The sequence below is a fragment of the uncultured Dokdonia sp. genome (assembly GCF_947492815.1).
GTDB lineage: Bacteria > Bacteroidota > Bacteroidia > Flavobacteriales > Flavobacteriaceae > Dokdonia.
This window is the reverse complement of record NZ_CANLOB010000019.1, coordinates 48183-64340: the sequence shown is the minus strand read 5'-3', so window position 1 is coordinate 64340 and position 16158 is coordinate 48183. Positions and strand designations below refer to the sequence as shown.

At 33.4% G+C, this 16158-nt stretch carries 13 protein-coding genes and 1 other RNA gene; 9 read left to right on the top strand and 5 right to left on the bottom strand.

The window, feature by feature from the left end; all coding sequences use genetic code 11:
- Positions 1-256: 256 nt before the first annotated feature.
- Positions 257-656: a transfer-messenger RNA gene (gene ssrA / locus Q1A01_RS16110) on the top strand.
- A 520-nt stretch (positions 657-1176) separates the two neighbouring features.
- On the opposite strand, the gene Q1A01_RS16105 is transcribed toward ssrA, so the two are convergent.
- A complete protein-coding gene (locus tag Q1A01_RS16105; protein ID WP_299683058.1) occupies positions 1177-2901 on the bottom strand; it encodes a tetratricopeptide repeat protein in 1725 nt (574 codons plus the stop codon).
- Positions 2902-3325: 424 nt separating this feature from the next.
- Between Q1A01_RS16105 and Q1A01_RS16100 the strand changes: the two genes are divergently transcribed.
- A complete protein-coding gene (locus tag Q1A01_RS16100; RefSeq protein ID WP_299683057.1) occupies positions 3326-3553 on the top strand; it encodes a hypothetical protein in 228 nt (75 codons plus the stop codon).
- Positions 3554-3663: 110 nt separating this feature from the next.
- On the opposite strand, the gene Q1A01_RS16095 is transcribed toward Q1A01_RS16100, so the two are convergent.
- Together Q1A01_RS16095 and Q1A01_RS16090 are read right to left on the bottom strand one after the other, a co-directional pair.
- Positions 3664-3870, bottom strand: a complete 207-nt coding sequence (locus Q1A01_RS16095) for a hypothetical protein (RefSeq protein WP_299683056.1) — start codon at positions 3868-3870, stop codon at positions 3664-3666.
- Positions 3871-3903: 33 nt separating this feature from the next.
- On the bottom strand, positions 3904-5619 hold the full coding sequence (locus Q1A01_RS16090; protein ID WP_299683055.1) for a helix-turn-helix domain-containing protein: 1716 nt from the start codon (positions 5617-5619) through the stop codon (positions 3904-3906).
- 552 nt (positions 5620-6171) lie between these two features.
- On the opposite strand from Q1A01_RS16090, the gene Q1A01_RS16085 reads away from it, so the two are divergent.
- From Q1A01_RS16085 to Q1A01_RS16070, 4 genes are all read left to right on the top strand, one after another.
- On the top strand, positions 6172-6378 hold the full coding sequence (locus Q1A01_RS16085) for a hypothetical protein (RefSeq protein ID WP_299683054.1): 207 nt from the start codon (positions 6172-6174) through the stop codon (positions 6376-6378).
- Between the two features lie 329 nt (positions 6379-6707).
- Positions 6708-6941, top strand: coding sequence for a hypothetical protein (locus Q1A01_RS16080; RefSeq protein WP_299683053.1), 234 nt, complete (start codon positions 6708-6710; stop codon positions 6939-6941).
- Between the two features lie 50 nt (positions 6942-6991).
- On the top strand, positions 6992-7180 hold the full coding sequence (locus tag Q1A01_RS16075) for a hypothetical protein (RefSeq protein ID WP_299683052.1): 189 nt from the start codon (positions 6992-6994) through the stop codon (positions 7178-7180).
- A 127-nt stretch (positions 7181-7307) separates the two neighbouring features.
- Complete coding sequence (locus Q1A01_RS16070) at positions 7308-7907, top strand: hypothetical protein (RefSeq protein ID WP_299683051.1); 600 nt, start codon at positions 7308-7310, stop codon at positions 7905-7907.
- On the opposite strand, the gene Q1A01_RS16065 is transcribed toward Q1A01_RS16070, so the two are convergent.
- Positions 7904-8359 (bottom strand): Na(+)-translocating NADH-quinone reductase subunit F, encoded by a 456-nt coding sequence (locus Q1A01_RS16065; protein WP_299683050.1) that lies wholly within the window; start codon positions 8357-8359, stop codon positions 7904-7906. The two genes, Q1A01_RS16070 and Q1A01_RS16065, sit on opposite strands and share 4 nt — an antisense overlap.
- A gap of 482 nt (positions 8360-8841) precedes the next feature.
- Here Q1A01_RS16065 and Q1A01_RS16060 point away from each other — a divergent pair, with 482 nt between their 5' ends.
- The 3 genes from Q1A01_RS16060 to Q1A01_RS16050 all read left to right on the top strand — a co-directional run bounded on the left by Q1A01_RS16060 (position 8842) and on the right by Q1A01_RS16050 (position 15687).
- The gene (locus tag Q1A01_RS16060; RefSeq protein WP_299683048.1) at positions 8842-12030 is read left to right on the top strand and encodes a M36 family metallopeptidase; all 3189 of its coding nucleotides are present in this window, start codon (positions 8842-8844) and stop codon (positions 12028-12030) included.
- 467 nt (positions 12031-12497) lie between these two features.
- Positions 12498-13625: a hypothetical protein gene (locus Q1A01_RS16055; RefSeq protein WP_299683046.1), complete on the top strand. Its 1128-nt coding sequence runs from the start codon at positions 12498-12500 to the stop codon at positions 13623-13625.
- Between the two features lie 16 nt (positions 13626-13641).
- Positions 13642-15687 carry an FG-GAP-like repeat-containing protein gene (locus Q1A01_RS16050; protein WP_299683044.1) on the top strand — a complete coding sequence of 682 codons (2046 nt, stop codon included), beginning with the start codon at positions 13642-13644 and terminating at the stop codon, positions 15685-15687.
- A gap of 80 nt (positions 15688-15767) precedes the next feature.
- Here Q1A01_RS16050 and Q1A01_RS16045 read toward each other — a convergent pair whose 3' ends face one another.
- A complete protein-coding gene (locus tag Q1A01_RS16045; RefSeq protein WP_299683042.1) occupies positions 15768-16151 on the bottom strand; it encodes a rhodanese-like domain-containing protein in 384 nt (127 codons plus the stop codon).
- Between the last annotated feature and the right edge of the window lie 7 nt (positions 16152-16158).

Sequence of the window (16158 nt, the reverse complement as noted above, 5' to 3'; positions counted from 1 at the left end):
CGGTTGATTTGTCAGTTAGGTCTTTTGGTATACCTTTTGACATAAATTACATAGCAAATATATGAGTTTAAGTCCTATATTTGCGGACTTGTTTTGCTTTCGCGAAAGCGTATACAAAATAATACTATTTTCCAAACGATGTGATTCACTAAGTATGGAAAAGTTCATTGAAAATAGATGAGGTATCGATGAGTTTCTGAAACAAGTTCGGAATTCAAATTGATTACGGTACGCTATGCGCACCTATCTCATGGAAGGGGTCGATTTGGTTTTGACAGCGAGATTAACCAAATGGTAAGCACGTCGAGCGCTGGGATATAGCTCGTAAATATCATATTTCAAACTTTTTAAACGGCGAAAATAACTACGCCCTAGCTGCATAATCCGAATTATAGTAGGATTACGCCTCGGTCTACAAGGTAGACAAGCAGGAAGTCACTCAAACACCTTGGTTTGCGGTTTTTGATATAGTGACTTCGTAAAAGTAAACCTAGTTTTTGTAGGGTCTTGATACGAAAGCGAAATTTAATTGAGAATAAGGTAATCCTTGGTAGTTTCTGACCGGTGGTTGCACGAAAACTAATTAGAAACTAAACGTGTAGAAAGCTATTTTGTTACTTGTTTGGACGGCGGTTCGAGTCCGCCCGACTCCACGATCATTCATAACTACGTTATGGATTAAAATATAGAAAGCCCAACAAATTTATTTGATTGGGTTTTCTTGTTTTAAGACATCTGGACGAAAAGAACAGGTAGTTATAATTGCAGTACTGCGAGACGAAGGCCTACCGAAGGTAATCTGATCGATTCCACGATCATTCATAACTGCGTTATGGGTTAAAAAGTAAAAAACCCAATCAAATGCATTTGATTGGGTTTCCTGTTTTTATCTAGCTAAGACTTATATGCCTTAATACTATTAATTTCTAACAACCATTTGCTTGGTCGGTAATACAAGAATCACATCTTGTTCTAAAACACGTTGGACGAGGCGGGCAATTATTAAGAGGTCTACTATCATCGCCAGGGTTACAAAATACATCACCTGAACCTCCTTTAATGTTATCAGAACTTGTTAATCTAGAAATCTGTAACTTATTGAGTGACAATTTACTTAAATTATTTTTTTTCATGTAGTTGACTATTTATGATTGATATGTATTGAATATACAAAATTCAGATATCATCTTTTTGTTTACTTTTTAAGTTTTTAATGTAATAAGAAGGTGATATCCCTGTTTTTTTTCTAAAAGCTGTAGTAAAAGAATTTACTGAATTAAAACTCGCTTCTTTGGCAATACTCAAAATTGTATAATGATGCAATTTAGGGTTTACTTTTAACTCTTGTAGTATATATTCAATACGTAAATCATTAATGTATTGAACAAATGTTTTTCCTTTATACGTATTAATAACATTTGACAAATACTTTGTATTTGTAGATAGTTTTTTGGCCAATGAGGTAATGGTTATTGTCTTTTTCAAAAAGTCATTTTTCAATTCAAACGCTTGTAATTTATTTAAAATCGAAGAAATTATTTCAGGATCAATATTTAAATTTCGAGATACCTTCTCTACCTCTATATTAGAAATTTCTATCGTTTTATTATTTAATGTATCTAATAGTTTCTCAAAGCGTTTTTTATAGATTTTATGTCTTCTATATTGCATAACAATCCCTATGAGAGTAATGACCATTCCTATTAATAAAAGGATAAAGTTTAAGTTAAGGTTATGGTTTTTACTTTCTAATTTTTCAATTAACACTTCTTTACTTCTAAGTAGCTCAGGGGTGTCAAATTCTGTATTTATTTTATAAGAAGTATTTATTTTTCTAGCTGTAGTGATGCTATCAAATTTCAACAATTTATTTATTGCATAAAGTTGTCCTACATAATCATTATTTTTTTCATAATTGAACTCCAAAAACTCATAGGTTTCCCTAACTTCAGGGATAACAATAGCTACTTTTGTGAGTAACGAATCTATTCTTTGATAGTAAGAAATGGAACGTTCTTTATCTAATGATTCACTCATTTTTGCTAGATAAAATTGTGCCCGTATGTAATACTTTAAATAATAGGAGGAATTCAAATTTATAAGCGAGATTCCTTCTTCTAATAACTGCTGGGCTTGCTTATAATCTCCTTTGTAATATTTATTAATCCCTTCATTAATTTTTGCAGTACTCAATACATAGGGGTATTTTTCTTTTACAAGCGCTATGACCTCATCATAATAATAAGAAGCAGAGTCGTATTTTTTGTTATATCTATATGACTCTGCTAATTCTAAAGAGGTTATTACAATAGTTTCTTCAGATATATCTCCTTGCTTTTTCTTAAGTTCATATCCTCTTTTATAAAGTATTAATGCCTCATCATAATCTCCTATAGCTGTTCTAAGTTTGGCAATGTTATTTAAAGCTATGCCTTCGTATACGTTATCATTTCCTTTTTGAGCTAAGCTTACCACTTTTAAATATTGTTCAAGGGCATTTCCATATTCATAGTAATCTTGATAATACAATCCTAAATTATTGTAAGCAGGAATGGAGTGTATAGAGTCTACGCGATTACTTTCAGACAATGACTGCTTTATAAGTGCTAATTTATCTCTTTTGTTATCTGCATAATAGGAAAGTTCATTTAATGCTAAAGCTTTATTTATGCTATTATTTTCATTAGTTGCCTTGCTAAGAAAAGTATTTAAATATAGTGTTGAGCGAGCTGTGTCAGAAATATGCTTCTTATATTTATTATAGAGATCTATATACGTATTTTCTTTTAGACTGTCAGGTACTTTTAAGACCTGATGCTGTCCATATACACAGCTATTTATACACCACAGGAATACTAAGAAAAAAAAGATTTTCTTACATAAGTATAGACATGTTTTCAACTTGAAGGGAATATTATTTAGAATTCTAATGTAATCAAATTAATACTAGTAATTTCAAAAGCCCTTTTATAAAAGGGTAAGTTCTTATAAAAAATTACTATTGTAAGCAGATCTTTTGTTAACCACAACAGCCTCACTATATGCAAAGTACATTTTTAAAACCCCAATAATTACTATGTCTGGATCATTTACTACTTGTCAAGCAAAAAAACTACAAATCAACACTTTACACTTCCTCATTTCATGATTCAATTCCGTGAATCATACTAAGTAATCTTTGTAACAGATACTAAAAAAAATGACATTTGAGTGTCAGAGAACAAGATGCTAATACTACAAAAGTATCGCGAACTATAATGACAGACATACACTTGAATGTCTTTAAATGATCAAGATGTAAATCAAATTAATACAACAATTAATCATGAAAAATCTATTAAACATTGGAAGAAGTCTAAGTACTATTGAATTGAAAAACATTACTGCAGGGGCTGGCGCCACTTTTACAAGACCTGACGAAGATAGCGGATGTTCTTCATACACGTGCCCAGAAGGAGCATGTGATATTTGGGGAGAATGTATTACTCCTGGTAATGGAAATGGTCATATCTGTCCTGAAAACCCTGGAATGAATTGTGATTATACCGGATAAAATAATAGTATTTGGGTCTGTTTTTTTAGAAACAGACCCAAATGTATTGAGGAGCATGTTTATTCGAATATAGAAAGCACGCAAACTTAATTTAATGATCTAAATACATCTTAACAAGCAACTGCTGTTTGGTTTTGATCAATACAAGATTTACAATCTGTTCTTAAACATGTTTGAGGGGGAGGGCAATCATTAAATGGGCGACTTCCGTCATCACCACCACCATCACATATTCCGGAACCTCCTTGTATCCTATCTGAATTAGTGAGTTTTGAAATGGTTAGCTTTTTTAAAGATAATTTTTTTACTTTTTTCATAATCGAAAGAATTGTTAAGGTTACTAATTTATTTTAATGCGTAATAGTTTCTTTTTTGGTGTTTTTAATTTTTTTTATGTAAAACGAAGGAGAAATACCTGTTTTCTTTTTGAAAGCACTTGAAAATGAATCTGCCGAATTAAAACCTATTTCTTTAGCAATTCCCAAAATAGTATACCGCTGGAGTACTGTATTAATTTGCAATTCTTTCAGAATGTATTCTATCCTTAAATCATTTATATATGATATAAACGATTTCCCTTTATACGTATTAATAATTTTTGATAGATACTTTGTATTGGTCGCTAATTTTCTAGCCAATGATGTTACAGTAACTGTCTTCTTCAAAAATCCATTTTTTGATTCAAACACTTCCAATTTATCTAAAACTGTAGCAACTACTTTGGGATCTATATGAAGTTGCTGATCTGTTTTTGAAGGATCTACTTTAATAGGTGCTTTAGGTGTGTTGTCCAAGTCTATCAGGATCGCTTCAAAACGTTTTTTATACACCTTATTCCTTCTAAATTGAAATATAAGTAACGCTAAAATGATAATGATAAATAATACTAAGTAGACAAACTTTAAACTAAGGTTCTTATTCTTATTTTCTAATTGCAGAATCAGTTTCTCCTTTTCTTTGAGTAATTCAGGAGTATCAAACTCAGCATTTAATTTATTGGTAGTAGTTATATTTTTTACAGAAACAATACTATCAAACTCCAACAACTTATTAATCGCATATAAATGCTTTGAATACTTATTTTCTTTCTCATAATATCCTTTTAAAAGCATATATGTATCCCTAATCTCTGGAAGTATAATCGTAGTTCTCGTTTGTAAAGAATCTACCTTCTCATAATAAGACATCGCAAGTTCTTTATCTATAGGCTCGTTTATTTTTCCTAGATAATATGTTGCCCGTATATAATATTTCAAATAATATAATGAGTTGAGGTATTTACGTTCTATTAATGAAGATCCTTTTTCTAATAATAGTTTTGACTGTGTACGATCTCCTTTATGATATAAGTTAATACCTTCATTAATATCTGCCAAACTCAAATAATAAGGAGACTCTTCTCTTATTTTATCAATGACTAAATTATAATAATACGTAGCAGAATCATGCTCTTTATTAAACATAAAAGATTGTGCTAAGCTTAGAGAAATACTCGTTATAGCTATTCCCTGGCTTTTCTTAAGGTCAAAACATTTCTTATACAACACTAAAGCCTCTTTGTGATTCCCTATATCAGATTTTACATTAGCTATATTAGTCAGTGCCAATCCTTCATACTCCTTATCATTTGCTTTTTTTGAAAGTTGATATACTTTTAAAAATTGATCAATGGCAAGGTTATGATCATAATAATCTTGATAATACTGCCCTAAGTTATTATATGCAGGAATAGAAGACAATGAATCAACACTATTACTTTCATATAGCGATTGCTTAATTAAATGAAACTTATCCTCTCTATTTTTTGCATAATAGGAAAGATCATTTAAAGCTATTGATTGATTGATTTTATTATTTTCTAAAATTGCTTTATCTAAAAAAGCGGTTAGATACATTACAGAAGACATCGTATCTTCTACATTCTTTTTATATTGATGATATAAGTATCTATAGCTTTTTCCTTTAAGGGAATCTAATACTTCCGATTCTTCAACTTGACCATATATAGTACCACAAAAGCATAACATATAAAAAAAAACAAGGGAAAGTATTTTAATAAAACGCATAGACATTACTAGCAGGAGAGCTACTTTTTTTCTCTAAAATAATCAAATCAAAATTATACATGCTATATTAATTAGAGACAATGCCTTTTCTAGTACTTTACAAACCAAAATAAAGGGTACGCTTTCGCGAAAGCAACTACAGTAACAATCGTTTTCTCAAAAATGATAAATCATTATAAATCAACACTTATACCACAAACAAATCCCTACAATCTCTTTCAAAAACAATATAAAAGTGTCGTGCCGATACTTTTTTACTTCAATTTATTCGCCCAAAACAAAATCAACACAAAGTGCTGATAAACAATCTTTTAAAACCTGATTTAAACACCTAAATTCCGCGAATTCCTGTAAATTTTTCTTGTAATCGCTTATTAAAAAAGTGAAGTTTGAGTAGGAACTAATCTATTATGCATCACACAACTATTTATTAGTTCATACGTCAGACAGATATCTTGAATGTCTATAAATGATCAAGGTTTTTTAATAATCAAATACAATTAAAGAATGAAAAATTTATTAAAAATTGGAAGAAGTTTAAGTAGCGTTGAAATGAAAAACATTACTGCAGGATTTGGTGAAGTTATTATATCTGATGGTTCTGGAGGCTGCGGCATAGGTATTGGTATAGAATGCCCTCCTGGCCTTGTATGCGAAATTTCAACAGAGCAATGCATCGTTCCAGGTGGAGGAGATGGTCCTGGTGGTGGTGGAATTTGCCCTGAAAATGTAGGGATGAATTGTAATTCCCCTGTATAAACTTTAAAATAACAATCTATATAGTTGGTCTACAGGTTAAGTAGACCAACTTTTTTCAAACCATATACCTTATGAAAACCCTAGCAAAACTTTTAGGCAAGATTAAATAAAAAGAAATTCAAAGAGCGCGTCCCTCATTTATTGATAGTGGTTGTGCCTCCTCTTATACAACTACATGTGCTGCTTTAAGAAGGATATATCTTCCTTGCTCAGATCCAAATGTATCTGAGCAAGGATGTAGAATATTCTAATATCAGAAAATGAAATAGACATACATCTTGAATGTCTTTAAATGATCAAGACAAAATCAATTAATAAAACTCACAATTATGAAAAAATTATCAAAACTAGGAGAAGAATTAACTCATAAACAACAAAAAGAAATTAAAGGAGGAAGAAGACCATTAGGAATCTCTGATGGTGATTGCACCACAGGAGGCTCATGCGACCCATACGGAAACTCATCAGAATGTGAATTAGACGCAGTCTGTCAAGGAACACACCCTCACACACTTCCTAATGGACATATAGCGTATTTGGGGGGTATTTGTACTTGTGTATAAGACACACATTCTAAAAATCAAATAATTTATTAATAATTCAAAACAACATCATGAAAAAACTATCAAATTTAGGAAAAGTATTAAATAAAAAAGAGCAACAGAAAATCAATGGAGGATTTGGCAGATGTCTTCCTGGTATTTATGAAGCATGTACTCCTGAAGAAGAAGCACAAGCACAAGCAGGAGATCCATGGTTACTTTGTAAATGTGGATTACCTGCTGGAAATATAGGGGATTAAATATTCAAATTTTAGTATACTAATACTTTGAAACATGAAATAGGAGCTATTTTTAATAGCCCCTATTTTTTAGTAATAGGCTATCATATTAATTCGTACTTTAGAGTACTGCTAGTTTTTAAACACTATGAAACTCTTACATACATTTTTATTAATAAGTATCTCCTTGTTTACTACAATAGCATGCCAATCTCATAAGAATACGCAAAAGACTATAGTCAAATCAGACACATTAGATCTTGGTTATATGTATTGGGCAAATGATTTTACTCCCTTTGGTTTTGGATCTCGTTATAGTCTTATCATACTAGGTACCGTAACCCAAATAGAAAATCCTACTGAGGTTTCTGAAGATGACATATACACCTCTGTAGAAGGGCATATTGTTATAGAAGAAGTCATCTTAGATTCAAAATCACATGATAGAAATATGAATAGTATAGGAAATATCTCTACAGATTGTTTTGAAGGGACAAACCTCTCAAAAGGAGATCAAGTACTTATATTTTGTGTTTCTTATGAAGGTGATTATGCCATAACGGGCAAGCAATCTATCATAAAAATCCCAGCAAAAAACAAGCGTTATATTACTTCTATAAAAAAATACATCAACGCATCTTATGACCCTACAGTCATTGAAAAAGATATTGATTTATGGCGAGAAGTAGCAGTTGGGAATGCACTAGAAAACTATATAAAAGAATATAGAGAGTATCACAAGAATTAAAACGTTAGCGCATATACTGGGGCATGATCTTCTTTAAATTCAAATAATTTAGAGTAATCCATGACATTAGTCACTCCATCCAATTTACATAAAAAGGCAATTGTTTCAGAAAGCCCTTTAAACAACAGTTCTTTATCGTTAGGATTAGAAGGTTTCACTCCTCTATGATGAAGTGGTAAGGAATATCCACAGGCCTTCAAAAAAGTAGCTTCTATCTGCATTAATTCTTGAGGAGTATACCCATTAAATGTTCGCCCTAATCCTTGATGTACTTTTCCCACATAATTCAAAACGACAGATCCATGTGCGTCAGAAAGATGTTTCCAGGCATCTGTATTATCAAGAATATTTCCCACTGCACAAGACTTACAGCATTCTGGATGCAATGTATTGTCATGAAAAGCAGTGTACAATTTTGTAATCGCTTGTGCTAATCTTTTAGAGGTATACATAACTTTATTTTTTAAAAGATTAAAATACTATAAATTCATAGAATAACCATAAGAATTAACACTCTTTAAAAACAACTATTCGTGTTGGGTACGCTTTCGCGAAAGCGTATAAAAAAATACCACCTCTTATTCAAAACAATCAAAAAACATGGATGTTCTTGTAAAGTAAGAAAAAAATGATCCTACGAATACCATCATCAGGTAGGAAATTTTGATATTTAATTGTTTTATTTATGTAGACTAACAATTCTAATCCCCTAAATAACAATATCACCTAAAAATTAATAGCAAAAAATATAAGTAAGCTTTTATTGGACGTTACATAAGAGCCCTTATTTTACTTTTAAATTTTTATCACAAAATAATTCCAAAAGGACTTACATAGACTATGAAAGCTTCATCAAAAAAATATGGAGTAGCTTTTTTCTCTATCCATTTAATTATGAAACGCTTTAAAAATGTAAAGCACAAACACTAAAAATATGTTTAAAAAATTACACGTATTCGTAGTATGCATATGTCTGAGTTATCTCTCGATGAATGCACAATCATCGCCAGATGTAACGATGTATTTACTACAACAAGTACAAAACAATGATTTAAATCCATCAGACATCGCTAATTATAAAATTACTAGCCAACATATAAGTAGTCAAAGTGGTGTTTTACACATTTACTTTAGACAAGCTTTTAATGGACATGAAGTCATCGGAACCGAAAGTAGTATCCACCTTAAAAATGGAAGTATTATACAAGGCCACAGTAAGTTTATAAAAGATGTTGATCAGAAAATTGGCGTAATCACACCTGCAATGAATGCAGCAGAAGCCATTCAAAATATTGCTGACAGGATGCAATATACCATCTCAACACCTGTTGTTCAATTACAAAATGATGATAACTTTCCTGACAAAACCATTTTTAGTAATGGAGGAATCTCAAGAAAAAATATTCCAACAGAACTAGTATATAGTAAACTGCAAAATGGAAAATGGGTTGCTGCATGGGAAGTTTCTATTGAAGAAACTAATGGGGCAAACTGGTATAACTTTTTTGTTGATGCAACAACAGGAATTATCATTTCAAAAAATAACTGGAACATACAATGTAGTGCAGGACACGCACATGATCATACTAAAGAAGCGGTTGCTGCTTTTAATATGACAACTCCTACAGTAGCGACCGCTACAATTATGGGGAACGGAACCTATAATGTATATGCTCTTCCACTAGCAACTCCATTACAAGGAGATCGTAGTATTGTTTCAGATCCACATGATCTTACCGCATCGCCTTTTGGATGGCATGATACTGATGGAACAGATGGAGCCGAATTTACCGTAACACAGGGTAATAATGTAAATGCTCGTGATGGAGGTGATAATAGCGGCTACCAACCTGACGGAGGCGCTGATCTTATTTTTGATTACCCTTTTAATCCCGTATATAGTGATGCAGATCAATCGGAAGATGCTGCCATTACAAATCTTTTTTATTGGAATAATGTGATACACGATATCACATATCGCTATGGTTTTGATGAAGCGAGTGGTAATTTTCAAGTAAACAATTATGGAAATGGAGGATTAGGAAATGATAGCGTTGATGCTTTTTCACAAATTGATGAATTCTGTAATGCAACCTTTGGATCACCACCAGATGGTACTTCTGGAAGTATGAATATGTTTATTTGTGGAAATAGAGATGGAAATGTAGATAATCTCGTAGTAGTACATGAATATGGACACGGTGTTTCTGTACGTCTTACTGGAGGTGCTGCAAACTCTGGATGCCTTTCTAACGATGAGCAAATGGGAGAAGGATGGAGTGACTGGTACGGAGCTGTTCTTACCATTGAAGCAGACGATGTAAGCACAGATTTACGTCCTGTAGGAAACTGGTTATTTGGTCAAGATGAAAACGGACCTGGTATTAGAGCATTTCCATATACGACAGATCTAGCACAAGATCCTAGAACATATAACTCTATTCAAGGTACTGCAGGTCCTCACCCATTAGGGTCTATATGGGCAGCAATGCTATGGGAAGTAACTTGGGGGCTTATTGAAGAACACGGGTTTGATCCTGATGTATATAATGGAACTGGCGGTAATAATATTGCATTAGCATTAGTTACCGAAGGACTAAAATTACAACCTTGTAACCCAGGTTTTGTAGATGGACGAGATGCTATCTTAGCAGCAGATGTAGCTCTTTTTGGTGGAGCTAACCAATGTATTATATGGGAAGCATTTGCAAAAAGAGGTCTAGGGTTTAGTGCCGATCAAGGTTCTTCAAACAGTAGAAATGATGGAACAGAAGCTTTTGATTCATTATCGACATTAATAAATACACCAGACACTATTTTCTGTGTATCTGAAGATACAATGGTACTAAATGGAGGAATCCCAGTAGGAGGAGTATATTCTGGACCTGGAGTGACTGATAATGGAGATGGTATGACCTATACATTTAATCCTAGTGCAGCTGGAATAGGTGTTCATACAATTACTTATATGGTAGATAATGAATGTTCTGATGTAAATACAGATTCAGATACGATAGAAGTACGTAGTGACACACCTATCTTAGAATGTCAAGATGTTACAATAGAAGTAAGTGAAGATGGACCTATCGTCATCACACCGTCAGATGTTATTGCAAATTTTCCAACAGGAGATAACTATACCGTTGATCAAACTGGAGATTTTGCTCCAATAGACATCAATGGTACAACAGTTACTTTAGGAGATGATCAAGTATCAACTGCATTACCTATAGGTTTTGACTTTACATTCTATGGAGAAATGTACCAAAACTTCTATATCTCATCAAATGGATTTATAACATTCTCATCAGGTGTAAACAATGGATGTTGCTCTGGAGCATCACTACCTAGCGCTGATGGTATAGATAACATTGTTGCTTTCGCATGGGAAGATGTAAATCCAAGTGCTGGAGGACTTATTAGCTACGAAACAATTGGTTCGGCACCTAACAGAACACTTATTATGGAGTTTGATAATGTACCTTATTTTGGTTCTTCAAATACCGTGACATCACAAGTACACCTAAAAGAAGGATCTAACATTGTAGAAATACATAGCGCATCAATACCAGCAGATGGCACAATGACACAAGGTATTGAAAACATGAATGGAACAGATGCTGTAGCAACACCAGGACGTAATGCAACAACTTGGAGCGCTACAAATGATTATGTTGCTTTCATTCCAGAAGAAGGAGTATTCCCTAATAATTGTGGTAATGAAACTACAGTAACACTAGATATAGATACTTTTAACTGTGATGATGAAGGTGAAAACACAGTCACCATAACAGTAACAGACACCGCAGGAAACACGGTAACTTGTACTGCAACGGTAACGATTGATTGTACCCTAGCTATTGAAGAAAATACACTTTCTGATCAAGTACGCATGTTCCCTAACCCTACAAGCTCAAGCTTCTCTTTAAATTGGGATACCACTAATAGTATTGAACAATTAGAGATTTTTGATATCACTGGTAAAAAAGTAAAAAGTGTAGCTATTGAACTTGGAGTTTCGCAAATACAAGTAGATGTTAATACGCTAACTGCAGGTATCTATTTAGTAAAAGCAAATACTACCGATGGACAGACTTTTATTGATAAGTTAATTATCAAATAATATAAAACACATAACTATTAAAAAAAGGTTGCCTTGTTAAAAGGCAACCTTTTTTGTTGGTACATACTGTGATTTAAATACAAAATTTCATAATTAAATGGGTGCTAAATACGCTTTCGCAAAAGCGAACTTGTGAGACCTGCCGGCAGGCAGGTTCACGACCATAGGGAGAGCAAAGCGATAAAGCGTATAAAACAGCTTTTATAGACAGCAGGAAGTATTGACATACAACACCCATACAAACACCTACAAAACAAAGCATAACATGCACATGTTAATTTTCAACAATATTAGGTAGGAACTTTTGACATTGAGTTGTTATTTTAGTAGAATATAGCAAATCAAAAACATTTTAACACCTTAGCAATACAATACACAAAATGATAACACATTTTATATAATATTGCTATCTATAGGAGGCATTTAACTAATAATAACCAAAACTATATTTTCAAAACTACACCAATATGAGTAAGTATTACTTAACACTCACGATCCTACTATTTGCACTATTTTTATCCTGCGGAGATGATGATAACTACACGCCAATGGCAGAAACCGATGATGACCCAATGATGACGGATGATGATGGAGGAGATACTGTAGACATGGGGGTAACCATAGATTTAACCGCAGTTCCTTTTAATACATTATCTGAATACGGTTTTTTTGACGGAAGTTTAGCAAATCTTACCCCTAATGAAGGAGTTCTTGAATACACACTCATCAATAAACTATTTTCTGACTACTCTACAAAAAAACGCTTTATATGGATGCCCGAAGGTGTAAGTGCCACCTATGAAGCAGATGATCAATTACTCGTCTTTCCCGTAGGAACTATTATCATAAAAAACTTCTTTTATGATAATGTACTCCCACAAAACGCAAGACAAATTCTAGAAACACGCCTTCTTATAAATACTGCAGATGGTTGGGAATTTGCAGACTATGTATGGAACGAAGCACAAACAGAAGCTACATATAATTTGGATGGTAGCAATGTAGATATTATGTGGGAATTAAATGGTGAGACAAGATCTGTAAACTATAGAATCCCTAATGTAACAGAATGTCAAACATGTCATAAATCTGGAGACACTTCTATTCCTATTGGCCCAAAACCTCAAAACCTTAATAAAGACTTCACCTACACAGACGGAAGCACAGCAAATCAATTAGACAAATGGATTGAAGAAGGTTATTTACAATCTGCACCAGCAGATATAAATACGCTTATAGATTGGCTAGATACAAGCGCACCATTAAAAGATAGGGTTCGAAACTATTTTGAAGTAAACTGCGCACATTGCCATATAGATGATGGGCATTGTTCTTACAGACCTATACGCTTAGATTACACCTCTTCTATTTTAGACGAAAACCTTGGAGTTTGTGTAGAGCCAGATGAAGATTTAGGAAATGGACTTACACATATTATAAGACCAGGTAACATCCAGCGATCTACATTGTTTTTCAGACTTAACACTACTGCCGAAGAATCTCGTATGCCGTTATTAGGAAGAACACTTATACACGAAGAAGCAGTGACACTCTTAGAAGACTTTATAAATGAATTAGACATGGAATGCGAATAAACTAACTAAACTAATTATGAAAAAACTACTACTCTACACCTCATTGTTATGTATACCGCTTGGTATGCATGCCCAACAAGATTGCGCAAATGCTGTTCCTGTAACAGTAGGAACCTATACTGTCGATGGTATTGATGGAGAAGCCCCAACACCTGTATGTACTACAGAAACAACAGATCAAGCGGGTAATGGAGAATGGTACATATACACTGCCCCAGCTGGCGATGATGTATTTGTTACTGTCACTTCAGATCTAGAAGTAAATTCAGGAGGTGATACTCGTGTACAGGTTTACTCAGGCAATTGCGGAAATCTAAATTGTATTGTAGGAGATGATGATGCAGGAAATGTTGGAAACGGATTTTTATCTGTAGCCTCATTTCAAGCAATAGCAGGAGAGTCCTATTACATTGCTTGGGATAACAGATGGTCTTCAGCCGGTTTTGATTTTGAAATTAGTGAAGCAGATGCCCCACCTCCGGGACAACTTACATTTACTGCACAAAGCACTACTACTAGTGGTTCTAGAATTGCTATGGTAGATATGAATGGAGACTATCTAGATGATTTAGTTTCTGTATCAGCTAGTAATATAAATATCAATTATCAACTAGAAACTGGTGGATTTAATACCGTAAATATTACCACTACAAATGCAGATAACACACCTTCATGGAGTCTTGCCGCTGGAGATATTGATAGTAATGGATATAACGATCTTTTATATGGAGGCGGTAGCGGAGTTACCTTTATGATGGCTAATGATGATGGTACAGCTTATACTGAAATATCTGGACCTGAATTTGTGTTTTCGCAACGTTCTAATTTTGTAGATCTAAATAATGATGGACACTTAGATGCATTTGTATGCCATGATATTGCGCCTAATGTATATTATATAAATGATGGTGACGGAAACCTTACCTTCTACCAAGGAGCAGATCCAGATGGAATTCCTTCTGGGTTAGGACTTGTGACTAATGGAGGAAATTATGGAACCGTGTGGATTGATTATGATAATGATCGTGATATGGATCTATTTATCGCAAAATGTAGAGGAGGAAATACAGATGCTAAAATCAATGAACTCCATAGAAATAACGGAGACAATACTTTTACAAATATAGCTGGAGATTCAGGCGTAAATCTAGCCGATCCAGTACAAACATGGTCATCTGCTTGGGGTGATTACGATAATGATGGAGATATGGATGGTTATATAGGGGCAAGTTCTACATCTGATGGACCTACAAAATATATGCGTAACAATGGTGATGGTACATTCACAGATATTTCTGGCTCTGTAGATTTATCTAATACACCTTTAGGAATTGAAAATGCACCTGCTGATTTTGATAATGATGGACATCTAGATATTTTTTCTAATGGTCAAATTCTTTTAAATGGTGGCGACGGCTTATCTTTTGAAACAATTACACAAACAGTTCCGCAAAGTGGCGCTATAGGCGATGCAAATAACGATGGATTCCTTGATATTTTCAGTAACGGACTTTTCTTAAATGATGGGAATGATAATAACTGGATTAAAATTGTAACCGTAGGTGATGAAAGCAACCTAAACGGTATTGGAGCTCGTGTAGAAATAGTTTCTCCTGGACTAGGAACTCAAATTAGAGATGTAAGAAGTGGTGAAGGTTTCAGATATATGAGTTCACTTAACACTCACTTCGGTCTTGGTCAAGATGAAGAAATAGAAACAGTAACAGTACACTGGCCATCCGGAATCATTACGGTAGTTGAAGATCCAGACATCAATGATACACTCGTTATATTTGAAGATGAAAATCTAGGAGTAGATGATATTACAGGAAATGATTTAAAAGTATTTCCAAACCCAGCTGAAAATGTGATTAACCTAGAAACACCTATTGAATTAAACAATGCTATCTACTCTGTATTTACTGTAGATGGAAAACGTGTATTGAATGCTAGGCTTGAAAACACCACAATAATTGATGTTAGTAATCTAGCTACAGGAAATTATTTTATACGAATTCTACAGGATAATAAAACCTATGTACAACAATTTTTGAAAAAGTAAAATCAATAATTTTATTCTAAAAAAAAGCGTGCTCTAATGGCACGCTTTTTTAGTATGTATTATTTCTTCTAAGGAAGAGATCAATCTACTTGATTTCCTTGAGCTATCCATTGAGAGATTCCTCCTTCTAAATCATATACTTTTTGGAAACCTGCTTCTTCTAATAAAGATGCACATTTTGCACTTCTACCGCCTTTTTGGCAATATACATACACAGGCTTTTCTTTATCTAATGTTGCAATTTGCTCTTCCCAATCTTCACCTTGATATACGATGTTTTTTGCATTCTTGATATGATTAGAAGCATACTCATTACGCGTTCGAACATCTATAAGCTGTACAGATTCTGCTCTAAGAACTTCTTTCATTTCTTGAACAGAAATAACTTCAACCCGCGGAGTTATAGCTTTTTCCTTACAAGCTACAATTACCATTAAAAGACATATAGATACTAAAAAGCGCATATGATTT